The sequence below is a fragment of the Sulfitobacter profundi genome (assembly GCF_042661425.1).
Taxonomy (GTDB): domain Bacteria; phylum Pseudomonadota; class Alphaproteobacteria; order Rhodobacterales; family Rhodobacteraceae; genus Sulfitobacter; species Sulfitobacter profundi.
In genome coordinates this window covers 105,505-128,203 of sequence record NZ_JBHSWA010000004.1, presented here as the reverse complement: position 1 = coordinate 128,203, position 22,699 = coordinate 105,505, and the positions used below count along the sequence as shown (strand labels likewise).

The 22,699-nt window shown below is 63.4% G+C and carries 20 protein-coding genes and 4 pseudogenes; 14 read left to right on the top strand and 10 right to left on the bottom strand.

The window, feature by feature from the left end:
• Positions 1-3 precede the first annotated feature (3 nt).
• The 4 genes from ACFQAU_RS20500 to ACFQAU_RS20485 all read right to left on the bottom strand — a co-directional run bounded on the left by ACFQAU_RS20500 (position 4) and on the right by ACFQAU_RS20485 (position 4,710).
• Positions 4-1,716, bottom strand: coding sequence for a thiamine pyrophosphate-binding protein (locus tag ACFQAU_RS20500; protein WP_386284982.1), 1,713 nt, complete (start codon positions 1,714-1,716; stop codon positions 4-6).
• A gap of 31 nt (positions 1,717-1,747) precedes the next feature.
• Positions 1,748-2,071 carry a hypothetical protein gene (locus ACFQAU_RS20495; protein WP_386284979.1) on the bottom strand — a complete coding sequence of 108 codons (324 nt, stop codon included), beginning with the start codon at positions 2,069-2,071 and terminating at the stop codon, positions 1,748-1,750.
• Entirely contained in the window at positions 2,068-3,621 is a 1,554-nt protein-coding gene (locus ACFQAU_RS20490) for a TRAP transporter permease (RefSeq protein ID WP_386284975.1), read from the bottom strand. The genes ACFQAU_RS20495 and ACFQAU_RS20490 overlap by 4 nt, the downstream gene beginning before the upstream one ends.
• A gap of 129 nt (positions 3,622-3,750) precedes the next feature.
• A complete protein-coding gene (locus tag ACFQAU_RS20485; RefSeq protein ID WP_240791624.1) occupies positions 3,751-4,710 on the bottom strand; it encodes a TAXI family TRAP transporter solute-binding subunit in 960 nt (319 codons plus the stop codon).
• A gap of 253 nt (positions 4,711-4,963) precedes the next feature.
• Here ACFQAU_RS20485 and ACFQAU_RS20480 point away from each other — a divergent pair, with 253 nt between their 5' ends.
• The 5 genes from ACFQAU_RS20480 (at position 4,964) to ACFQAU_RS20460 (ending at position 8,246) form a co-directional block, all read left to right on the top strand.
• Complete coding sequence (locus tag ACFQAU_RS20480; RefSeq protein WP_120352409.1) at positions 4,964-5,719, top strand: FadR/GntR family transcriptional regulator; 756 nt, start codon at positions 4,964-4,966, stop codon at positions 5,717-5,719.
• 103 nt (positions 5,720-5,822) lie between these two features.
• Positions 5,823-6,416 carry an ATP-dependent sacrificial sulfur transferase LarE gene (gene larE, locus ACFQAU_RS20475; RefSeq protein ID WP_386284968.1) on the top strand — a complete coding sequence of 198 codons (594 nt, stop codon included), beginning with the start codon at positions 5,823-5,825 and terminating at the stop codon, positions 6,414-6,416.
• A gap of 176 nt (positions 6,417-6,592) precedes the next feature.
• The gene (gene larB / locus ACFQAU_RS20470) at positions 6,593-7,186 is read left to right on the top strand and encodes a nickel pincer cofactor biosynthesis protein LarB (RefSeq protein ID WP_386284964.1); all 594 of its coding nucleotides are present in this window, start codon (positions 6,593-6,595) and stop codon (positions 7,184-7,186) included.
• Between the two features lie 3 nt (positions 7,187-7,189).
• The gene (locus ACFQAU_RS20465) at positions 7,190-7,906 is read left to right on the top strand and encodes a FadR/GntR family transcriptional regulator (RefSeq protein ID WP_132445496.1); all 717 of its coding nucleotides are present in this window, start codon (positions 7,190-7,192) and stop codon (positions 7,904-7,906) included.
• Positions 7,907-7,931: 25 nt separating this feature from the next.
• Entirely contained in the window at positions 7,932-8,246 is a 315-nt protein-coding gene (locus ACFQAU_RS20460; RefSeq protein ID WP_132445499.1) for an NIPSNAP family protein, read from the top strand.
• A gap of 42 nt (positions 8,247-8,288) precedes the next feature.
• On the opposite strand, the gene ACFQAU_RS20455 is transcribed toward ACFQAU_RS20460, so the two are convergent.
• The 4 genes and pseudogenes from ACFQAU_RS20455 to ACFQAU_RS20440 form a co-directional block, all read right to left on the bottom strand.
• Positions 8,289-9,041: a 2-hydroxyacid dehydrogenase gene (locus ACFQAU_RS20455; RefSeq protein WP_386284958.1), complete on the bottom strand. Its 753-nt coding sequence runs from the start codon at positions 9,039-9,041 to the stop codon at positions 8,289-8,291.
• Positions 8,969-9,250 (bottom strand): hypothetical protein, encoded by a 282-nt coding sequence (locus ACFQAU_RS20450; RefSeq protein ID WP_386284955.1) that lies wholly within the window; start codon positions 9,248-9,250, stop codon positions 8,969-8,971. Before ACFQAU_RS20450 ends, ACFQAU_RS20455 begins: the two co-directional genes overlap by 73 nt.
• A pseudogene (locus tag ACFQAU_RS20445) lies at positions 9,247-10,787 on the bottom strand (aldehyde dehydrogenase (NADP(+))). The gene ACFQAU_RS20450 and the pseudogene ACFQAU_RS20445 overlap by 4 nt, the downstream one beginning before the upstream one ends.
• A 2-nt stretch (positions 10,788-10,789) precedes the next feature.
• A pseudogene (locus ACFQAU_RS20440) lies at positions 10,790-11,589 on the bottom strand (HpcH/HpaI aldolase family protein).
• Between the two features lie 117 nt (positions 11,590-11,706).
• On the opposite strand from ACFQAU_RS20440, the gene araD reads away from it, so the two are divergent.
• From araD to ACFQAU_RS20425, 3 genes are read left to right on the top strand one after another with little or no spacing between them, the layout of a single operon-like run.
• Entirely contained in the window at positions 11,707-13,449 is a 1,743-nt protein-coding gene (araD, locus tag ACFQAU_RS20435) for an L-arabinonate dehydratase (protein ID WP_132445508.1), read from the top strand.
• A 12-nt stretch (positions 13,450-13,461) separates the two neighbouring features.
• On the top strand, positions 13,462-14,373 hold the full coding sequence (locus ACFQAU_RS20430) for a dihydrodipicolinate synthase family protein (RefSeq protein WP_132445511.1): 912 nt from the start codon (positions 13,462-13,464) through the stop codon (positions 14,371-14,373).
• Positions 14,370-15,080, top strand: coding sequence for a ribonuclease activity regulator RraA (locus ACFQAU_RS20425; RefSeq protein ID WP_132445514.1), 711 nt, complete (start codon positions 14,370-14,372; stop codon positions 15,078-15,080). The genes ACFQAU_RS20430 and ACFQAU_RS20425 overlap by 4 nt, the downstream gene beginning before the upstream one ends.
• Position 15,081: 1 nt before the next feature.
• Here ACFQAU_RS20425 and ACFQAU_RS20420 read toward each other — a convergent pair whose 3' ends face one another.
• The gene (locus ACFQAU_RS20420) at positions 15,082-15,858 is read right to left on the bottom strand and encodes a GntR family transcriptional regulator (protein WP_132445517.1); all 777 of its coding nucleotides are present in this window, start codon (positions 15,856-15,858) and stop codon (positions 15,082-15,084) included.
• A gap of 89 nt (positions 15,859-15,947) precedes the next feature.
• On the opposite strand from ACFQAU_RS20420, the pseudogene ACFQAU_RS20415 reads away from it, so the two are divergent.
• From ACFQAU_RS20415 to ACFQAU_RS20400, 4 genes and pseudogenes are all read left to right on the top strand, one after another.
• Positions 15,948-17,494: pseudogene (locus ACFQAU_RS20415) on the top strand (UxaA family hydrolase).
• Positions 17,495-17,517: 23 nt separating this feature from the next.
• Positions 17,518-18,831, top strand: a complete 1,314-nt coding sequence (locus tag ACFQAU_RS20410; protein WP_240791626.1) for a nickel pincer cofactor-dependent isomerase, group 22 — start codon at positions 17,518-17,520, stop codon at positions 18,829-18,831.
• Positions 18,813-20,012: a nickel pincer cofactor biosynthesis protein LarC gene (gene larC / locus ACFQAU_RS20405; RefSeq protein WP_240791627.1), complete on the top strand. Its 1,200-nt coding sequence runs from the start codon at positions 18,813-18,815 to the stop codon at positions 20,010-20,012. The genes ACFQAU_RS20410 and larC overlap by 19 nt, the downstream gene beginning before the upstream one ends.
• A gap of 78 nt (positions 20,013-20,090) precedes the next feature.
• Positions 20,091-20,999, top strand: coding sequence for a LysR family transcriptional regulator (locus ACFQAU_RS20400; RefSeq protein WP_132445523.1), 909 nt, complete (start codon positions 20,091-20,093; stop codon positions 20,997-20,999).
• On the opposite strand, the pseudogene ACFQAU_RS20395 reads toward ACFQAU_RS20400, so the two are convergent.
• Positions 21,000-21,724 (bottom strand): annotated as a pseudogene (locus ACFQAU_RS20395) (SDR family NAD(P)-dependent oxidoreductase).
• 85 nt (positions 21,725-21,809) lie between these two features.
• Between ACFQAU_RS20395 and ACFQAU_RS20390 the strand changes: the two are divergent.
• On the top strand, positions 21,810-22,103 hold the full coding sequence (locus ACFQAU_RS20390; RefSeq protein ID WP_386284945.1) for a 3-hydroxyacyl-CoA dehydrogenase NAD-binding domain-containing protein: 294 nt from the start codon (positions 21,810-21,812) through the stop codon (positions 22,101-22,103).
• On the top strand, positions 22,061-22,672 hold the full coding sequence (locus ACFQAU_RS20385) for a 3-hydroxyacyl-CoA dehydrogenase family protein (RefSeq protein ID WP_386284941.1): 612 nt from the start codon (positions 22,061-22,063) through the stop codon (positions 22,670-22,672). The genes ACFQAU_RS20390 and ACFQAU_RS20385 overlap by 43 nt, the downstream gene beginning before the upstream one ends.
• Positions 22,673-22,699 lie beyond the last annotated feature (27 nt).

Here is a 22,699-nt window from a genome sequence, read left to right as displayed (position 1 = left end):
GGGTCATCCTTTAGCGCTGGTCGGCGTCGACTTTTTCTGGGCCGCCGCGCGCAGCTTGCTGATGGTGGTGCGGGTCGAGATCTGCTCGGGGTCGGTTACAAGCTCGATCAGGGCCGGGCGGCCACTTTCGCGGGCGCGGATGAAGGCGGCGGCGAAATCCTCGGTCTTGGTCACCCGTTCAGCATGAGCGCCCAGCCCCTCGGCCATCTTGACGAAATCTTGGTTCTGCAAAGTGGTGCCCGAGATGCGCTCGGGGTGGTCGCGTTCTTGGTGCATGCGGATCGTGCCATAGATGCCGTTGTTGAACAGCAGCACGATGGGCCGCCCGCCATATTGCGCGGCGGTGGCAAGTTCATTGCCGCTCATCATAAAGCCGCCATCGCCGACGAAGGAGAGCGTCAGGCGCTCCGGTTCGGCAATCGAGGCCGCGACGGCGGCGGGCACGGAATAGCCCATCGCACCACAGGTCGAGCCGACAATCCGGCCCGGACGGCCAAAGCGCAGGAACCGTTGCGCCCAGCCGGTGTGGTTGCCCGCGTCGAGCGTGACCACCACATCATCGGGCAGCTCGTCGCGCAGCTGCGCAAGTGCCACCCCCATGTCGAGATCCCAGTCGCCGCCATTGGGCGCTTCGGTATCGGTGAGGTAATCGGCGTGGAGTTTCTCGCACCAACCGCCCCACGCCTCAGCGCGGCCCAGATCGACACCGTCCAAGGCGGCAGCGACAGAAACGGGTGCTGCAGCGATGCCCAGATCTGGCGAATAGACGCGCCCGATCTCATCCGCGTCGGGGTAGAGATGCACCAGCCGCGTCTCGGGGTTGGGCGATTGCATGGTGGTGTAGGTCTTGGTCGTCATCTCCCCCAAACGCGCGCCGATCACCACGAGCAGATCCGCATCGCGTTGATGCGCATAGAGGCTGGGCGCGGTAGAGGTGCCGAAATCGCCTGCATAGACGGGCGAGAGGTTGTTGACGATGTCTTGCCGCCGGAAAGAGGTGGTGACGGGGATCTTGTTGGCCTCGGCAAAGCGGGTGATGGCCGCCGCACTCTCATCCGACCAGCCCGAGCCGCCGAGCAGCAGCAGGGGCCGTTCGGCCTGCGCGATCTCGGTCTTGAGCATGTCGAGATTGTCAGGCGACAGCCCAGCATGGGTCGCCGTATAGGGCCGCGCGTCGGCGACGGAAACCACCTCGGTCAGCATGTCTTCGGGCAGGGAGATCACCACCGGGCCGGGGCGGCCCGAGGTCGCCACGCGGAAGGCGCGGGCCATGTATTCCGGCACGCGCGCCGGGTCGTCGATCTGGGTGGCCCATTTGGCGATCGGGCCGAACATGGCGCGGTAGTCGACTTCTTGAAACGCTTCACGGTCAGTCGTGTCGCGGGCGATTTGACCCACCAGTAGGATCATCGGCGTGCTGTCTTGTTGCGCGATATGCACACCGATGGCCGCGTGGCAGGCGCCGGGGCCACGGGTGACCATGCAGATGCCGGGCTTGCCCGTCAGCTTGCCATAGGTCTCGGCCATATTGGCGGCCCCGGCCTCGTGCCTTGCGTTGATAAGGCTGAACTTGTCCTGCACATCATGCAGCGCATCGAGCACCTCAAGATAGCTTTCGCCGGGCACGCAATAGGCGGTGTCGGCACCGTGGATCAGCAGTTGATCCACAAGGACCTGTCCGCCGGTCCGCGCCTTGAGGGAAGTTTTTTGCAGCATGGAGAAGGCTCCGTTTCGTTCGTTCTAAGATTTAAGTATGTGTGGCCGCTTGGCTTTTCGGGTTGGGGTTCCTGGACTTTTGGAAGGCCAGGATAACGCCCGCGATGACCAACCCCGAGGCGGTGAGCCGCAGATCGGGGTAGATCAGCAGCAAGGACGCCCCGAACAGCACCACCGACAGCACATTGGACAGTCTGCCGAAGTAGTAGCGCTGCAAGGCGGCGGCCAGCAGGATGACGCCAATGGTGGCCTGCAACAGGACCAGCGTGATCTGGGTGACCGAACCCTGCATCAGGATCGCCGGTTCATAGACGAACATGAAGGGCACGATAAAGCCGGTGGCACCGAGTTTCACCGCAGCCCAACTCGCCTCGACGATCTTGGCGTGCGATAGGGTGTTGGCTGCATAGACCGCCATGGCGACGGGGGTGTGATGGCCGACAGGATGGCGAAGTAGAACACAAAGAGGTGCGCCGCTTCGACCTGTACGCCCAGCTTCACCAGCGCCGGAACCAGCAGGGCGACCTGCACGATATAGGCGGGTGTTGTCGGCATCCCCATACCAAGGATGATGCCCGCGATCATCGACAGGAACAGCGCGATGACCAGCGTGTCTTGGGCCGCTTCGATCACGAAGTTCGAGAAGGTGAGGCCAAGGCCGGTAATGTCGATCACGCCCACCACGATGCCCGCACAGGCACAGGCCGCGGCAATCGCCAGCACGTTGCGCGCGCCGCCCTCAAGCGCTTCGAGGATGTTGTCGATGGTGACGTAATGCCGTGTCGTCTTGCGCAGGGCCGCGACCGGCACGACCGAGATGATACCGCAAAGTGCTGCATAGGGAGCAGAGTAGCCCATCATCAGCACGCCCACGATAATCGCCAACGGCAAGAACAGGTGGCCGCGTTCAAGCAGCACGATCTTCAGCGGCACTTGATCCTCTTTCGGGACTGAGCCGATGCCCTTGCGCTTGGCCTCAAAATGGACCGCCGCGAAGAGCGCGACATAGAACAGAACCGCGGGGGCCAGCGCATATTTCGCGACCGTCAGGTAGCCCACGCCGAGGTATTCCGCCATGACAAAGGCCGCAGCCCCCATCACGGGGGGCATGATCTGCCCGCCCGTCGACGCCACGGCCTCAACCGCGCCCGCGAAGGCGGGTTTGAACCCCATGCGTTTCATCAGCGGAATAGAGAAGGTGCCGGTCGTCATCACATTGGCCACGGCAGAGCCAGAGACCGAGCCGAAGAGGCCGGAGGTCACACAGGCCACCTTGGCCGGGCCGCCGACCTGACGCCCCGTAAGCGCCACCGCAAAATCCATAAAGAGCTGGCCGACGCCCATCCGCTCGACCAACGAGCCGAAGAGGATGAAGAGCACCATATAGGTTGCCGAGACCGCGATCGGGATGCCGAAGATGCCTTCGGGTGTCATGAACAATTGCTCAAGGATCACCGAAGGCAGGGTGGAGGTGAAAGCCAGACCGTAGCCGAGAAACAGCAGGGCGGTGATGGGCAGCATCGGCCCGAGCATCCGTCGAGTTGCCTCAAGCAGCAGAACCACAAGAGTGATCCCCACCACGATATCCATCGGCATCAGAGGGTCGACGTAGAGAAACCGCTGCGTGATGTAATTAAGGTTAAAGGAAGGATAGAGTGCGGCCCCCGCCGCGATAAGCCCGATGACCACATCATACCAACTGGGCACATCATTGCGCAGACCCTTGCGGTTCACCGTCAAGAAAATCAGCAAAAGCGCCAAAGCGACGTGCACGCCGCGCATAATATAGGGGTTAGGCGGGCCAACGAAGGCGACGTAGAGATGCCAAGCAGCCATGCCGATCAGGATCAGCCTTGCTATACGGGTAATCAGGGGCATCTTGTCCAGAAAGATCGACAGTTGCATGGGGGTTCTCGCGTCTAGAGTGGAAGGCGGCCCTTATGCGTCATCGCGCGGAATGCGCGGGGCAGGGCCTTTAGGGGGTAGGTCGGACGGAGCATGGCCCCGGCCGACCCGTTTCTCGTCAGGGGTGGATTACATCCCCGAGACGCCACGCTCTGCGTAGAACTCTTTCGCGGCGGGGTGGAAGGGCACGCCGATGTCTGTGGCCATTTCCTCAACCGTCAGGTCTGCCATGGATTTACTGATCGCGGCAAAGCTGTCGTTATTGTCGGCAATCGCGCTGAGCACCGATTTGATGATCTCACCGTCATAGTCGCAGGGCGCGACCATATGGGTGTCGTAGCTGATCGCGTGCACGGTCTCATCGAAACCGGGATAGGCACCGGCTTTGACTTCGCGACGCTGGAAGGCGGCGTTCTTGTCCTTGAAATAGGCAAAGGTCTCTTCGTCCACGTCGACCAGACGGATTTTGCGCGAGGACGCCAGATCCATCACCGAACCGGTCGGCAGCGACGAGCCAAGGGTGAAGAAATCGGCCTGACCGTCTTTCATCTGCGAAGCAGAGTCGGAATAGGACGTGTTGGCCACGCTATCGAGATCATCGAACGTCATGTCAGCAGTCGACAAAAGCTCGCGCGTCAGGAATTCGCCGGTGTTGCCAAGCTGTTGCGTGGTCAGGCGTTTGCCCTTCATGTCGGCGATGGTCTTGATGCCGGAATCCTCAAGCGCGACGATCTGGAAATACTGCGGATAGAGAATGCCAAGGTTGCAGACATTGGTGGTCGCCTTGCGGAATGGCTCTTTGCCCGACAGGCTGTCCACGGTCGAGATCGAGTTCGCGAATGCGATGCCAAAGCGGCCCGCGTCCACGCCGACCACGTTGGACACGCCCGCGCCTGGCGTGACGGTGATGTCCATATCGGGGTTCTCACGCTCAACAATCGCCTTGATCGCGCCGCCCACGGGATACCACGACCCGCCCTGCTGGCCGGTGGCCATGACAAAGCTCTGCGCATGTGCGGCGACGCCGGCGACGGTGAAAAGGATGGTGGCCGCGGCTGTGCGGCGCAGTGATTTCAACATTGGTGACATAGAAACTCCTCCCGAGTTTTAACTGTGTATCGGCAGTAACTGGATGGGTTCCGGGCTCCCCCTGACATCCTCTTGCCGTAGGACCGCAGACTGCGGGGGAATCGTCAGCCTGTCAATTAAAAATACAAATTTAGGGGGATTTCCTCTTACTTGTAATGTTGTATTCTGCTTGTAATGCAGCGAATGGCCCTAGTTACTGATTATTGACAGCTTGTCATACAGGTGCTCCAATCGGCGAAAGGATGTTGTTATCATGACTGGAAATCTTCAGGCGACTGCGCTCCTCGTCGATGGCGCGACGCTCAGCGATCAAGTGACGGAAGTCCTGCGCCATAATGTCGTGAACGGCATCTGGGGCGTGGGGGATGTGCTGCCGTCGGAAACCACCTTGGCCAGCGATTTCGATGTCAGCCGCACCGTGATCCGGGAGGCTGTCTCGCGGCTCAAGGCGGAAGGCATGCTTTCCAGCCGCCAGGGCCGTGGGGCATTTGTGGCCAGTGATCGGCCCCGGCAGGGCTTTGCGATTCCTGAGCGGGATATGGAAAGCCAGCGTAAGCTTGAGCAGATCCTAGAGTTGCGCATGGGGCTTGAGATCGAAGCCGCCGCCATCGCCGCCGCCCGTGCAACGCCCGAAGCCTGCCAGGAGATCCAGCGCGCCGCCGCCGCCTATGACCAAAGCAACAAAATCGGCGGCCCCGCGGTTGCGAGTGGGGTCAGCGCCGACCTCGCCTTTCACCGCGCGGTTTGTGAGGCGACCGGGAACAGCTATTATCTCAGCCTTTTCAACTACCTTGTCGCCAGCCTGCGCGAGACGATGCTGGCCGGGCGTTTGCAAGCATTGAAACGCGGCGGCGAAAGCCGGGACGCCATTCAGGAACACTATGACATTGCGGCCTCTATTGCTCAGGGCGATGCCGAACGGGCGCGCCAGCGGATGCGCGACCACCTTCAAATGTCGAGCGGGCGTCTCTTGGCGCAGCTCAAGACAGAGGATGGGTTGGGCGAGTGACGGTTCCTGCCGCGCTCCAAGCCGCCCTCGCGCGGCCCGCATCATTGACCATCGCGCTTAGCGGGGGATCGATAGCCTCACCCTCTCTGCTGCCGCGGCCAAGGTGCGGGGGACGGAGGGGGTTACGCTTTGTCACGCGGTTTCGGCTGCGGTCCCTTCGGCGGCGACGGCGCGGGTAAAAGACTTTGCAGCCGCTTGGGGCCTGCCGCTGAAACTGGTGGATGCGGGCGAATTCGCCGATCCGTCCTACCGCGCCAACCCGGTGAACCGCTGCTATTTTTGCAAGTCGAACCTCTATGGCACATTGGCGCGGATGGGGCCGTTGGTGGCGGCGGGCACCAATACCGACGATCTGTCAGACTACCGCCCCGGTTTGCAGGCTGCGGCGGAGCATGGCGTGCTGCACCCGTTCGTCGATGCGCAGATGTCAAAAGCCGATGTGCGCGCCTTGGCGCGGGCGCTTGGGCTGGGGGATCTGGCAGAACTGCCCGCGGCCCCCTGTTTGGCCAGCCGAATTGAGACTGGCCTGCGGGTGGAGCCTGCGGATCTGGCGGTGATCGACCGGGTCGAAACCCTGCTGCGTGCGGCGTTGGGCAATGTCACCCTGCGCTGCAGACGCTTGCGCGGGGGTGGGTGGTTGAGCTTGATCCGCCTATTTACGAAGGTCTTTCCGCCCAAAAGCGCGCGGCGATTCTGACGCAGGTCCGGCGGGCCACGGACGACGGGCGCGCGGTGGATCTGCGGGCCTATTCAAGAGGAAGTGCATTTGTCCATCAGTGAGAAAGGCCCCGACGGGCATCCGGACGTGACCTTTGACCGGGGGCGCGGGGGCGCATCGGCATCGAAGAAGCCGTGCTTTGCGAGCATAAATCAGTGCCGCAAATCGCCGCGATCATCGGTGACGCGGCGACGGAGGGGCGCAGGCTTCTCTTGACCAGGCTGACGGCAGAGCAGTTCGGCGACCTGCCAGAAAATATGCGTCAGTTGGTTGATTACTGCGCCGCCTCTCGCACCGCCATTCTCGGAGAGGTTGGCCCGTTGGCCAGCACCCCACGCATCGGTTTGGTCAGCGCGGGGACGTCAGACTATGCCCCGATGGAAGAGGCGAAGCGTACGTTGGCTTACGGTGGAATGGACGCGACCGAAGTGTCAGACGTGGGCGTGGCCGGGCTTTGGCGTCTGCTCGCGCGGGAAGACCTGTTGCGCGAGATGGATGTGGTGATCGTCTTCGCCGGGATGGACGCGGCCTTGCCGTCGGTCGTGGCCGGGCTGGTGCCGGGGGTGGTCATTGGTGTGCCGACCTCCGTGGGCTATGGTGTGGCCCGCGGCGGGAGGGTCGCGCTCGATTCGATACTTGCCAGCTGCGCGCCGGGGGTGACGGTGGTGAATATCGACAACGGCTATGGGGCTGCGACTTCGGCCTTGCGGCTGGCCAATATGATGCGCCGCGCCGCGGCGGGAGGGTAGCCGGTGACAACACCGAAACTGAAGATCAAGAAACGGCAGACACTGGCCGATCAGCTTTACGGGCAGGTGCTTGAGCAGATCGTGTCGAACAAACTGGTGCAGGGCGAAAAGCTGCCTTCGGAAAACCAGATCGCCACAGCCTTTGGCGTGTCCCGCCCTGTGGTGCGCGAAGCGCTGCGTAAATTGCAAGAGGACGGGCTGGTCGAGGCGCGGCGCGGCGTGGGCACCTTCGTGCGGCGGCGGCCGTCGGAAAAGCTGATCGAATACGCCACGGCGGGGTCGGTTGCCGGGCTGATGCGCGCGATGGAGGCGCGGATCACGATTGAAAAAGCCACCGCGCATATGGCCGCGCAACGGGCCAGCCCCAAGGATATCGCCCGGATCGAGGCCGCGCTGCAGACGCTTGAGGCGTCGATGCAGGCGCGCAACCCTTCCTTCGATGCCGATTACCAATTCCACCGCGCCATCGCGGCGGCCTCGGGCAATGAGGTTTTCCTTCAGATGCTCGACTGCGCGCGCGAGTCGATCGAACAGGGGATCGACGTGGCGCAAAAACTGACCCGCCAAGGCTCGCAAGCGCGGATCGACGTGGTGATCAATGAGCACCGCCAAATCCTTGAAGCGATCCGTGCGGGCGACAGCGAAGCCGCGGGCGTATCGATGGCCTATCACCTGTTGCAGGCGCGGGCCCGGATCACCGACCACGCCGGTATCGCATGACGCCAACACCCCGAAAGGCCCGTTTATGATCTACGACCACCGCACCTATTGCTGCCGCCCCGGCACGATCAAGAAACACCTCGCCCTCTATGCGGAGTTCGGCTTTCCCGCGCAGAAACGCATCCTCGGCGCGCCAGTGATCTATGCTCAGGTCGAGACGGGGGATGTGAACTCCTTCGTGCATATCTGGGCCTATCAGGATGCCGCCGACCGGGCGGCGCGCCGCGCGCAGATGGCGGCGGATACTGAGTGGCAGGCTTATCTGAAGAAGAGCGCAGAGGCGGGATATCTCGTGAGCCAGACCAATAAGATCCTCATGCCCGTACCGCTCGAAGGTTAAGCGGTACGCCTCCGGCTTGAGGGTTCAGGCCGGAGGCATGGTTTAGGTGACGATACAGCTTTCATCGATCCCGCGCCCTTCGTGAAAGGCGCGGATGTTGCTTGCCCAATGGCCGACCATGCGCTTGAGGTTATCCTCGCTATGGCCACCGATATGCGGCAGGGGCAGGACGTTATCGAGCCGCAGAAGTGGGTTGTCCGGCTCGACAGGCTCTTCGGTAAACACATCCAAGGCCGCGCCCGCGATGCGTTTATGGGTGAGCGTGTCGATCAGAGCCGCCTCATCAATCAGCCCGCCGCGTCCGGTGTTGACCAGCAGGGCGTCGGATTTCATCCGCGCCAGTTCCGCCGCGCCGATGGTGTGGTGCGACGCCTCGGTCAGCGGCATGTGCAGGCTAACGATATCGCAGGTCTCTAAAATTTCGTCCCGCTCGGCATAGCGCGCGCTGGTGCCTTCAGCCTCCCCTGAGCGGCGGTAGTAGAGCACCTCGCAGTCAAAGCCCGTCAGCCGTTTCGCCACGAGTTGCCCGATGGCACCAAAACCGATCAGCCCGACCTTTTGACTGCTGAGGTCCCGCGCGCCGGGGACGATCTCTGGCACGATCCACTTGCCCGCGCGGGTGTTGTTATAGTGCAGCGGAATGCGGCGCAGGGCGGCGATCATCATGCCGATGGTGAGATCCGCAATGGTGGGGGCGTTAACGCCGGGGCTGCGCGCCACGGTCACGCCCATTTCTTTCGCCAGATCCACCGGGATCTTGTCATAGCCGGTGCCCCATTGATGCACGAGGCGCACGCTATCGGCCCCCGCAGCACCGGCGCCGGAAGGCCGCGCCCGCGCGGAACGATATAGGCGGCACCTTTCACCGCCTTGGCGAAATCCTCTTCGGAATAGGACGCCGCAAAGCGCAGGTCGAGCCCTTCGGCATAGCCGCGCACTTTATTCTGCATATCCTCCGGCATCGCGTCGAGCACGGCGACGGGGCCGATCAGATCGCCGCTCATGTCGATGCCCCGCGCAGTTCTTCGGGCAGCAAGGCCTCGGGCAGGTTCTGGTAGGAGACAGGTCGCAGGAAGCGGCGGATCGCCATGGTGCCGACGGAGGTCGCGCCGAAGTTGGTGGAGGCCGGGTAGGGGCCGCCGTGCACCATGGCATCGCAAACCTCGACCCCGGTGGGGAAGCCGTTCACCAGCACCCGGCCCGCTTTCCGTTCAAGGATCGGCATCAGCGCCTTGGCGGCTTCGGTGTCGCCCTCGTCCATCTGGAGTGTCGCGGTTAACTGGCCTTCGAATCCTTTGGCAAGCTCTTGCATCTCATCGCCCGACGAGACCCGCAGCACCAGACCCAAGGGGCCGAAGACCTCTTCCCCAAGCGCGTGGTCTTGTAGGTAGGTATCGGCATCGGTTTCAAAGAGGTTCGGCTGGGCGCTGCGGCCTTCGCTGTCATTGCTCAGCAGCGCGCGCACGGCGTTGCGCCCGGTGAAACGTTCCTTGCCCTCGCGGTAGGCTTTGGCGATGCCGTCGGTCAGCATGACCTGCGGGCCGACCTGCTCAAGCGCCTCTTTCGCGGCTGCGACAAAGGCATCGCCCTCGGCCCCCTTGGCCACGACCGCGATGCCGGGGTTGGTGCAGAACTGCCCCGCGCCCATGGTCAGCGACCCGGCCCAGCCAGCGCCGATTTCCGCGCCGCGGTTTCGAGTGGCCTCGGCCAGAACGAACATCGGATTGACCGAGCCCAACTCGCCAAAGAACGGGATCGGCTCGGGCCGTTGCGCGCAGAGGTCAAACAGCGCGCGGCCTCCACCGAGGGAGCCGGTGAAGCCAACGGCTTTGATCAGCGGATGCTGCACCAGCGTCTGGCCCACCTCACGGCTGTTGGCATGGATGAGGGAGAAGACACCGGGATGAATGTCGCATTTCTTGATCGCGGCATGGATCGCTTCGGCCACAATCTCCCCCGTGCCGGGATGGGCGGAATGGCCTTTCACGACGACCGGGCAGCCCGCCGCCAGCGCCGCGGCGGTGTCACCGCCTGCGGTGGAGAATGCCAGCGGAAAATTCGACGCGCCGAATACCGCAACCGGGCCGATGGGGCGCTGGATCATGCGGATGTCGGGGCGGGGCATGGGTTGGCGCTCGGGCAGGGCACCGTCGACACGACGGTCCAGATGGGCGCCTTTGCGGATGTGATCGGCAAAGAGGCGAAGCTGCCCCATGGTCCGTCCGCGCTCGCCCTGAAGGCGGGCAGTCGGCAGGCCAGATCGCGCGCGCCAACTTCTGTGATGATATCCGCGCGGGCCTCCATCTCGTCTGCGATGGCGTCAAGGAAATCGGCGCGGCTCTCGCGGCTTGAATAGGCGTAGGACCAAAAGGCGTCCTCGGCGGCTTCGCAAGCGCGGTCCACATGGGCCGGGGTGCCGCTTTGGAATTGGTCGCTTTCGCCGGTGGCGGGGGAATTGGCGAAGGTTTCTCTGCCGCCGATCCATTCGCCTGCGATCAAGTGCTTGCCGTGGGGGTGAAATGTCTTGCTGTCAGCGCTCATGATCAATCCTTGTCGGTTTGCTGTGTCAAAGTGGGGGAGGGCTGCGCCATGGTTTGCACCAGCGCGTCCATCTGCCGCGTGAGCAGCCAAGCGTCGCCCGCGATGGCGACGAATTCGATACCGTTGTCAAAGTAGCGGCGCGCCAGATCGGCGCCGTAGCCAAGGATGCCCGCAGGCAGCCCGGCGGCGTGAATGGCGTCGACCGCTTCGCGGATCTTGTCTTGGACATCGGGGTGCATCGGGTTGCCGGTATGGCCCATCGCCGACGACAAATCGCCCGGCCCGATAAAGATCGCGTCCACGCCGGCCACGGCGGCGATGGCGGGAATTTGGTCGACCGCTTCGGGGGTCTCGACCTGCACGATGACGCATTGCGCGTCTGTATATGTGGTCAGGTAATCCGTCTGCCGCGCGTAGTTATTGGCGCGAATCGTAGCCGAGATGCCGCGCAGCCCTTCGGGGGGTAGCGGGTCCATGACACGGCGCGGCGGGCGTCTTCGGCGTTTTGGATCATCGGGAACATCAGATTTTGCACGCCGATATCCAGCAGCCGCTTGGTCATCGTCTGGTCGGATGAGGGCATCCGCACCACCATCTGCGCATTGGGATTGGCGCTGCCTGCGGCGCGCAGATGATCGGTGATCTGGCTTAGGTCATTCGGCGCATGTTCCATGTCTAGCAACAACCAATCGATCCCGCTGCCGGCGGCGATTTCCGTCACCGTAGGTGAGCAGAGCGAGAGCCAGAAACCCGACAGGCGGCTGCCTTGGCGAAGCGATTGCTTGAGTGTTTTTCCCGACATTTTCGCGACGCGCCCCTCAAATGGTATCGACAATTGGGGTGATACGGTAATATATCAGTTGGAGCAAGATGTGTTTTCCACCCGTTTTGCGATGATGTTTTAGCTGGCGAGGATTCCATGACCGAGACCAAGAAAACCGCCGATCAGCTGCGCAGCGCGCGCTGGTTTGCCCCCGACGATCTGCGCAGTTTTGGGCATCGGTCGCGCATGATGCAGATGGGTCTGGGCCCCGAGGATTGGGAAGGCCGCCCGGTGATCGGTATCTTGAATACTTGGTCCGAGATGAACCCCTGCCACCTCCATTTCCGCGACCGCGCGGAGGACGTGAAAAAGGGAATCGCGCAGGCCGGCGGGCTGGGGTTGGAGATCCCCACGATCTCGATTGACGAAAGTTTCACCAAGCCGACCTCGATGCTCTATCGCAATATGATCGCGATGGAGACCGAAGAGACGATCCGCTCGCATCCGCTTGACGGTGTGGTGCTGATGGGCGGCTGTGATAAGTCCACCCCCGGTCTGACCATGGGCGCGATCAGCGCAGGCGTGCCGTTTATCTTCCTGCCCGCAGGCCCGATGCTGCGCGGCAATTACGCGGGGCGGGCGCTTGGCTCCGGCTCGGACGCATGGAAGTTCTGGGATGAGCGCCGCGCGGGCACGATCTCGGCCGAGGAGTGGGTCGGTGTCGAGGGCGGCATTGCGCGGTCTTATGGGCATTGCATGACCATGGGCACGGCCTCCACCATGACGGCGATTGCCGAAGCGATGGGGCTGACGCTGCCGGGGGCGACCTCGATCCCCGCCGCTGACGCGGGCCACAAACGGATGAGCGCCTCATGCGGGCGGCGCATCGTCGATATGGTTTGGGAGGACCTTACGCCCGACAAGATCATCACCCCCGCCGCCGTGCAGAACGCGGCGACGGTGGCGATGGCGACAGGCTGTTCGACCAATGCGGTGGTGCATCTCTTGGCAATGGCGCGTCGCGCGGGTGTGGCGCTGGAGTTGAACGATCTGGACGCTCTGGGCCGCACCACACCGCTTATTGCCAATATCCGACCCTTGGGCAGCAGCGAATACCTGATGGAGGATTTCTATTTCGCAGGCGGGTTGCGGGCGCTGATGGACCAGTTGGGCGATAAGCTTGACCGGTCGGCGATCACCTGCACCGGCAAACCCTTGGAGGAAGGGATCGCGGGCGCGCCTGTCTATAATGACGACGTGATCCGGCCCCTGTCGAACCCGGTCTACAAGGAAGGCTCGCTCGCCGTGCTTAAGGGCAACCTTTGCCCCAATGGCGCGGTGATCAAACCGGCCGCTTGCGACCCGAGATTCCACCGCCACGAAGGCCCGGCACTGGTCTTTGACAGCTACCCTGAGATGAAGGCCGCGATCGATGACGAAAACCTCGACGTGACGCCGGACCATGTGCTGGTGCTGCGCAACGCAGGGCCGCAGGGCGGGCCGGGGATGCCGGAATGGGGCATGTTGCCGATGCCGAAAGCGTTGTTGAAACAGGGGCACCGCGACATGCTGCGGATCTCAGACGCGCGGATGTCAGGCACCTCTTATGGCGCTTGCATCCTGCATGTCGCGCCGGAGTCTTTCGTGGGTGGGCCGCTGGCGCTGCTGAAGACGGGGGACATCGTGCGCATGGATCTTGAGGCGCGTACCCTCGACATGCTGGTGGATGAGGACGAACTCGCCGCCCGCCGCGCCGCGTGGCAAGCGCCAGAGCCGCGGTTCGAGCGGGGCTGGGGCTATATGTTCCAGCGCCATGTGGGGCAGGCCGATCAGGGCTGCGACTTTGACTATCTCACCGCGGCCTTTGGCCAAGCGGCGGGTGAGCCGGATATTTTCTGAGAGGCGCTGGCAATGACACATGATCTATCCAAAGCGCTCACCGGCATCTCGGGCATCCTTGTGACGCCCTATGACGCGGGTGGAGAGATCGCGCCGCGCAAACTGGCGCCGATCATTGACCGCGCCCTCGCTGCCGGGGTGCATATCCCGGTCGTGAACGGCAACACCGGCGAATATTACGCGCTGACCAATGATGAAGCCTGCACCATGGTGCGGGAGGTGGCGCAGATGATCGACGGGCGCGCGCCTTTGCTCGCAGGTGTCGGGCGCGGCATTCGGGATGCCTGCGCACTGGCCAAGGCAAGTGCCGAGGCGGGAGCGGATGCGCTGATGGTCCACCAGCCGCCCGATCCCTTCGTCTCTCCCCGTGGCACGGTCGACTATGTGCGGGCGGTGCGGGATGCGTCTGGCGGGCTGCCGGTGATGCTGTACCTGCGCAGCGATGCGATGGGGCCCGAGGGCATCGCGCGGCTGTGCGAGGTCGAAGGGGTGAAGGGCGTCAAATGGGCCACGCCGAACCCCTTGAACCTTGCCCGAGCGATCGAAGCTGCGCCGAAAGACATCGTCTGGGTCGGCGGTCTGGCCGAGGTCTGGGCACCGCCGCTCTATGCCGTGGGGGCGCGGGGCTTCACCTCGGGCCTTATCAACGTCTGGCCGGAGCGGTCGGTCGCCATTCACGCGGCGCTGGATGCAGGCAACTACGTAGAGGCGAACCGCTTGATCGCAGGCATGCGCGCCTTTGAAGACATCCGCGCCGAAGAGCAGAACGGCACCAATGTCACCGCCGTCAAAGCCGCACTCATGGCCATCGGACAGGATTGCGGCCCCACGCGCCCGCCCTCCGCTTGGCCCCTGACAGAGCGGCAGCAGGCGGTGCTGGACCAATTCATAACAGACAACGGACTAAAGGGAGAGAGAGCATGACCCCCGAACTACGCGAGAAACTCAAGGCGGTCTCAGTCGCGACGCTGGCCACGGCGCTCTATAAACGCGGGTTGCGCAATCAGGTGGTGCAGGGGGTCGGCCCGGTCGCGGCAAAGGGGCAGAATATGGTCGGCCCGGCGTTCACGCTGCGCTATATGCCCGCCCGCGAAGACCGCAATCAACTGGTCGAGTTTCGCAATCCCGAACACCCGCAGCGCGTCGCGATTGAGACATGCCCCGAGGGCCATGTGCTGGTGATGGACAGCCGCAAGGATGCGCGTGCCGCGAGTGCTGGGGATATCCTCATCACCCGTCTGATGATGCGCGGCGCGGCGGGGGTGGTGACAGATGGCGGGCTGCGTGATGCCGCGACCATTGGCGCGCTCGAGATGCCCGCCTACCACGCGCGGCCCTCAAGCCCCACGAACCTGACCCTCCATGAGGCGATAGAGATCAACTGCCCCGTCGGCTGCGGCGATGCACCGGTCTTTCCCGGTGATATCGTGGTGGGCGACGACGACTGCGTGATCATCATCCCGGCAGATATCGCCGAAGAGGTCGCGGATGAGGCGGTAGAGATGACGGCCTATGAGGATTTCGTCGTTGAGGAGGTCAAAGGCGGCGCGGGGATCATCGGGCTTTATCCGGGCACCAAGCAGGAAAACCTCGATAAATTCGCGGAATGGCGCAAGGCCAACAACCGCTGAATCAAGGCTTTTCCGGGGTGAAATACTCCGGGAAAGCCGCCCGTTTCTCGGTCATGCGGTCAACGGTGCGTTGCAGGTGTTTGCGCAGCGCCTCCATCGCGGCAGGGGCATCGCCCGCTTCAATCCCATCAAGGATCCGGCTGTGGCCCCCGATCACGTCCTTGTTGTTAAGGATGCGCCCCGCCTCATCAATGTCATCCAAATGCAGGCGGCGCAGACGTTCCAGATGGCCCGCGTGACTGCGCATGATGCGCTGGCTTTGCACGTGGCCTGCTGCCACAAAGAGGGTCTGGTGAAACACCTCGTCCAACTCCTGAAAAGTCGGCACGTCGCCGGGTTGGTCCGAGATGCTGCTTTGCAGGGCGACGATGCTGCGCAGGCGGGTCAGGGCTTCGGGCGCGATCTCGGCGGCCAAACGGCGCACGACTTCGGTCTCAAGCGCGATGCGCATGAACTGCGCTTCGCGGATCGCCGACATGTCGATTGGCGTCACCAACGTGCGCGATTGCGGGTAGATCTTGACCAGCCCCTCCTTGGCGAGCTGCTGCAGTGCATCGCGCAGCGGCGTCAGGCTCACCCCATGGGTTTCGGCCAATTCGGCACGCAAAAGCGGGGTGCCGGGCGGCAGGTCGAGCCGGACAATCTGATCGCGCAGCGTGGCATAGACCCCGCGCCCCGTTGGCCCACCCTCAAACAGACCCAAGTCAGTCCCGCCGCCCAAAATGCTTTTAGCGAGGGTCTGTGCGCTCTGTGCGGCGGATCTGTTCGATGAGGTCATGTGGGCTCTTCCATAGCTATTAAATCTAATATATCAGTTAATGACATCTTACCGAAGCGGTTTTTTTCGACACCCTGGGGGAGCATCCGATGGACAGCCAGACCATGCAAGAGGACAGACGCGTAAAGGTGATGCTGCTGTCACCGACGGATAACGTGGTCGTGGCGACCTCGGCGGTGCCCCAAGGGGCGGTATTGCCGCAAGACGGGCTGCGTGCCAACCACGATACGCCCCAAGGACACAAGATCGCGATCCGCCCGATCCAGCAGGGCGCGCCGATCCTGAAATTCGACACCGTCATCGGCTACGCGGCAGAGGAGATCGCCGCAGGCGATTGGCTGCACAGCCACAACATCAAGTTCGACGCGGTCGACAAAGACTATGCCTTTGCCCGCGACTATACCCCGACCGACCTCCTGCCGCCTTCAGACCGCGCGCAGTTCATGGGAATCCGCCGCGCGAATGGCCGCGTGGGCACGCGCAACTACATCGGGCTTTTTGTAACCGTGAATTGCTCCGCCACCGTGGCGCGCAAGATCGCCAACTACTTCGACGAAGAGCGGATGGAGGCATGGGAGAACGTCGACGGGGTGATCCCCTTCATCCACGAATCCGGCTGCGGGATGGAGCTGACAGGCGAGCCGATGGACCTGCTGCGGCGCACGCTCTCGGGCTATATCCGCCACCCCAATCTGGCCGGGGCCGTGGTCCTGTCGCTGGGGTGCGAGCGCAACAATTTGGCGCAGTTCTTTGAGGAGGAAGGACTGGCCGAGGGCAAGATGCTGCGCACCATCACCATGCAGCACGTCGGCGGCACGGCCCGCGCGATTGCCGATGGCAAGGACGCCGTGCGCGAGATGTTGGATCAGGCCAATGCCGTGCGGCGCGAACCCTGTTCGGCAGAGCATATCACCATCGGAATGCAATGCGGCGGGTCGGACGGGCTTTCAGGTCTGTCGGCCAACCCCGGGCTTGGGGCTGCGGCGGATATCCTCGTGCGCAACGGCGGCACGGCGATCCTGTCGGAAACGCCCGAGATTTTCGGCGTCGAACACCTGCTGACCCGCCGCGCCCGCAGCGAAGAGGTGGGCCGCAAACTGGTCGAACGCATGGACTGGTGGCTGGAGCATACCAAGGGCCGCGATACTCAGATCAACGGCGTGGTCAGCCCCGGCAATCAGGCGGGCGGTCTGGCGAATGTGTTGGAAAAATCGCTCGGCGGGGCCAAGAAAAGCGGCAGCACCGGGTTGATGGAGGTTTACCGCTATGCCGAAGCGGTGACGCAAAAGGGGCTGGTTTTTATGGACACGCCCGGCTTCGATCCCGTCTCTGCCACCGGGCAGATCGCGGGGGTGCGAACCTGATTTGCTTTACCACCGGGCGCGGGTCTTGCTTTGGCTCCTATCCCTCGCCAACGATCAAACTGGCCTCCAACACACCGATGTTCACCAAGATGCAGGACGATATGGACATCAACTGCGGGACCGTGATCGACGGCGAATTGAGCCTTGAGGAACTGGGCCAAGCGATCTTTGAACGCATCCTCGCCATCGCCTCGGGCGAGCAGAGCAAATCCGAAGCGCTCGGGGTAGGCGAAGAGGAATTCGCGCCTTGGCCGATCGGGGTCACGGGGTAAAGATGTCAGACGGGAGAGCGCAGATGAAACCGAATTATGTGAAACTGGTCGAGGATACGCCGCTGCCGCGCATGGCGCTTTGCCGTCAGACCTTTGCCGCGACGCAAGTCGATGATCCGCGCGCTGCCGTGGCGGAGGCGATGCAGGCCGGTTGCGCGGGCAAGATCAAACCCGGCATGTCCATCGCCATCACCGCAGGCAGCCGGGGTCTGGCAAACCTGCCGGAACTGCTGGCCGCCATCGTGGCCGAGGTCCGCGCGCGCGGGGCGCAGCCCTTTGTCGTGCCCGCCATGGGCAGCCACGGCGGCGCCACCGCAGAGGGGCAAACCGCGCTGCTGGCGAAACTGGGCGTGACCGAAGAGAGCCTCGGTTGCGAGATCCGCTCGTCGATGGAGACTGACGAGATCGGCGTGCTCGACAACGGCATGTCGGTGCGGATGGACCGCCACGCCAATGCCGCCGATGGGATCATCCTGTTCAACCGCATCAAGCCGCATACGTCGTTCCGCGCGCCGAACGAAAGCGGGCTGGCCAAGATGCTCTCCATCGGGTTGGGCAAGCAATCGGGGGCCGAGACTTGCCATTCGCGGGGCATTGATAACGTCGGCATCTTCGTCGCCAAAATGGCGCGGATGAAGCTTGAGCGATGCAAGGTGCTCTTCGGCATCGGCACGATTGAGAATGCTTACGATGAACTCTCGCAGGTCGTGGCACTCGACAGTGACGGGATGTTGGAGGCCGAAGCGCCCTATCTGCAAGAGGCGATGCGCAACATGCCGCGCCTGCCGCTGGGGCCGCTGGACGCACCATCAGCTTCGGGCGATCTGGATGTGCTGGTGGTCGATGAGATCGGCAAAGAATTTTCCGGCACTGGGATGGACCCGAACATCACACATCGTTTCTCAAGCGAAAAGATGCAGGTCCATCTGCATATCTCGCGGCTGGTGGCGCTTGGGTTGTCGCCGCTTAGCAACGGCAACGGCAATGGCGCGGCGCGAGCAGATGTGATCACGCAGCGGTTGGAACAAGACTTCGACCGAGAGGCGGTCTATGCCAATGCCATCACGTCGCAGGTGTTGAAACAGTCTAAGATCCCCATGGTCATGCCCTGCGACCGCACGGCGATCCAGACGGCGATCAAGACCTGCGGGGCCGAGGATATCACCAAGGTCCGGCTGCTGCGCATCCCGAATACGTTGAAGCTTGAGTATCTCTATGCCTCCGAGGCGATGCTGCCAGAGCTGCGCGACCGCCCGGGGCTGGAGGTGGTCGGCGATCTGCAGGAGATGCAGTTTGACGCGGGTCAGCTGCGCAACCCATGGCCGGATGCGCATTGATGCAGGGGCAAGGGCTTCATCTGCACCTCGACCCCGTAGGCGGGGCGGCGGGTGATATGTTCATCGCGGCGATGCTGCATGCTTTCCCCGAACTGGCCGAACGCGCACTGACCGATGTCGCCGCCGTGCTCCCGGCCGAGGTGGGCCATGCGGAACTAAGCGAACATGTGGCTTCGGGCATCACCGCGCGGCGGTTCGAATTGGTGCTGGCCGCACCCGACGCAGGCAGGCGCCACGGGGCCGAGACGACCTACCGCGCGATGCGCGAACTTTTGGAAAACGCACCGCTGTCCGAGGGCACGGCTCAGGCCGCCTGCGCGATCCTTCACCGGATTGCCGAGGCCGAAGCGCAGGTGCACGACATCCCCATCGACCGGGTGCATTTTCACGAGATCGCGGATTGGGACGCGCTGATGGACGTGACCGCTGCGGGCAGCATCTGCGCCGCGCTGTCGGGGGCGACCGTCTCGCTCGCCCCACTGCCTCTGGGCGGCGGGCTGGTTGAAACGGCGCATGGCAAACTGCCCGTTCCCGCACCGGCGACCGCGCTGATCTTGCAGGGCTACGACTGGCATGACGATGGCGTTCTGGGCGAAAGGGTTACCCCCACGGGTGCGGCGATCCTTGCGCATGTCACTGGCGGCAGCCCTACCGCCAGCCGCCCAGCGGGGCGGCTGCGCTGCACCGGGTCGGGCGCGGGAATGCGGGTGATGAAGGGCCTGCCGAATATCCTGCGGGTCAGCGTTTTTGACACCGCCTCGGGCGGTATCGCCCAAGACAGTCTGGTGCAATTCGCCTGCGATATCGACGACATGACGGGCGAAGAACTCGGCGCGGCGGTGGACCGTCTGCGGGCGATGGACGGCGTGGTCGATTTGCTGATGCTGAACGGGCAGGGCAAGAAATCCCGCCCGGTGACGCGCCTTGAGGTGTTGGTGCAGCCGCAGGCTGCCGACCGGATCGCGGCGCGGGTCTTTGATCTGACCTCAACACTCGGCCTGCGCCGGACACGGGTGGAGCGTTTGATCCTCCCGCGGGAGAGTGACGACAGTGAGCCGCTCCGGCGCAAGCGTGCGCAGCGGCCAAGTGGGCAGGAAACCACCAAGGTCGAAAGCGATGATCTGGCCGATGCCGAGACCCTGCACGACCGTCGCAAACGCGCCCGCTCTGCCGAAGGCTAGGTGCCGCCGCCCGGTGATCTAACTTGCTTATCACCGGGCCGCGTGTGAAAATCCTCTGATGCCAGTTCAGAGGACCGCATGGAAAAGCAACTCAGCGCAACGCTGCGCCAATATGAGGTCTTTGTCGCCATCGCCGAAACGCTGCATTTTGGCCAAGCGGCGGCCAATCTTGGCGTGGCGCAGCCCGCACTGACGCAGCAACTGAAACACCTTGAGACCGTCTTTGGCGGCGCGCTGCTGTTTGACCGCAATCGCCGCCGAGTGATGCTGACCGACTTCGGCAAGGCGCTGTTGCCCGAAGCCCGCGCGCTGTTGCAACAAGCACAGCGGGTCGAGGCGGTGGCCGAGGCCGCTCGGATCGGCCAGCGCGGGCGGATTGAACTGGCCTATGTCGGCTCGGCCTCTTACGCGGGCATTCTGGGGCGGCTTTTGCGAGAGTTGCGCGCGGGCGCTGCGGATGTGGACCTGATCCTGCGCGAGTTGGACATGGACTTACAAATCGCCGAGATCGTGGCGGGCAGGCTCGATGCGGGGTTCGTGCGCCTGCCGCTCTCGGGCGTGCCCGAGACTTTGGTCACGCGCACCGTCCATACCGAGGATATTCTGCTGGCCGTGCCGCCCGACCACCGGCTTGCCGGGGTGCCTTCGGTTTCCATGGCAACGCTGCGCGAGGAGAGTTTCATTTTCAGCCATCTCGGCCCTGATATGGGTTTCGCGGCCTGCGCCTATCAACTCTGTGCTGATGCTGGTTTCGCGCCCCGCGTCGCGCACCGCGCGCCGCAGTTTACTGCGATCGTGAATTTCGTCTCGGCGGGTCTGGGCGTGGCCTTTGTCCCCGCCTCTGCCGCGCGGATGAAGGATGCGGGCGTGGCCTTTCTGCCAATCCGCGATGCAAAGGTTCAAAGCCGGATCGGGCTGGCCTATCTGCGCGACCCAAGCAATCCGGTCCTGCGCAGGCTGCTCGACGCATTGGAGGCCGAGGGCTGATTACCCAACCGCCGTGCCACCACAGACAAAGACCGTTTGCCCGGTGATGAAACCGCTGCGGGCATCGGCGAAAAAGGCCACCGCCTGCGCCACATCCTCGGACGTGCCCATGCGGCCCATCGGCACCGCATCGACGATGGCGCGGGTTTCTGGCGCATCTTCGGGGTTGTTCTCCCAAAAGGCGGTCGTGGCGATGGGGCCGGGGGCGACGCAGTTCACGGTGATCCCGTCGCGCGCCAGTTCCAGCGCCCATGTCCGCGCCATCGACTGGATCGCGCCCTTGCTGGCGGAATAAAGCGTCCGGTCGATCTTGCCCTTTGTCACACGGCTGGTGTTCATCACGATCCGCCCTCCCCTGCCGCGCGCATGCCCGGCACCAGCAGTTTCGCCGCCAAGATGCTGGGGCGGAGGTTCAGGTGCATGATGCGGTCGAAGTCATCAATCTCTACCGCGTCGAAGGGCGCGGGTTTCACGATGCCGACGTTATTGACCAGACAGGTGACCGGCCCCTCTTTGAGGATGTTTTGCAAGGCGGCGGTGGTTGCCTCGGGGCCTGACAGATCGACCTGCTGCGCATCCGCGCGCAGGGCAGGATCCTCCGGTTCCGCGATATCGAGCACGAAGACCCGCCAGCCGTCCTCTCTTAACCTGCGGGCAATACCAAGGCCGATGTTGTGCGCGCCGCCAGTGACAACCGCATGGCGCGGGGAAGGGTTTTGGGCCACGGGGGCCTCCTTTTCTCTATTCGCTGTTTACTTATCACCATCATCTAGTGATAAGTAAATGACTGATGTCCGGGAGGGGGATAGCATGGCCAAACGCATCATCATCGTGGGGGCTGGCACGATGGGGCAATCCATCGGCAGGCTCTTTGGCCAGCATGGCTGGACGGTACAGGCGGTCGACCCGACCGAGGCCGCGCGCGATGGGTTTCTGGCGACGGTGCCGGGATCAAGCGCCACTGCTGCGTTGGAGGACGCAGGGCAGGTGGATGTCGCGCTGGAATGCGTGCCGGAGAACCTTGCGCTCAAGCGGAAGGTGCTGGCCGCCTTGGAGGGGTGGTGCCAGAGGGGGCGCCGATCTTGTCGAACACCTCTGGCCTGACACTCGAAGAAATGTCGGCGGACATGGCCCGGCCAGAGCGCGCCGTCATCACGCATTTCTTCAACCCCGGCGATGTGATCCCAGCCGTCGAAGTGGTCGCGGCCAAGGATGCGCCCGAAGGGCTATGTGAAGAGGTCATGACCCTGCTGCGCGGGTTGGAGCGGCGGCCCGTGCGTTTGGACCACGCGCCGCCCGGTTTCGTGGCCAATCGCATCCAACATGCCATCATGCGCGAATGCCTGCATCTGGTGGATCAAGGTGTCGCCAGCCCGGCGGAGATCGATGAGATCGTTCAGTGGTCCGTCGGTGTCCGCATGGCGCTTTCCGGCCCGTTCCGGCAGCGCGATTTGAACGGGCTGGGCACACATCTAAGCATTGCCGAATACCTCTATCCCGATCTGTGTGACCGGCACGACCCGTCGCCGACCCTCGCCAACCTGGTGGGGCAGGGGCATCTGGGCAAACGCAGCGGCAAGGGGTTTTACGACTGGCCCGCGGGGGAGGATGCGAGGGCCGCGGAGGAGGCGCTGCGCCGTGTCATCGCCCTTGCCCGCGACAGCGCCGATTAACTGATTTTCAGACAGCCGAGGACACCC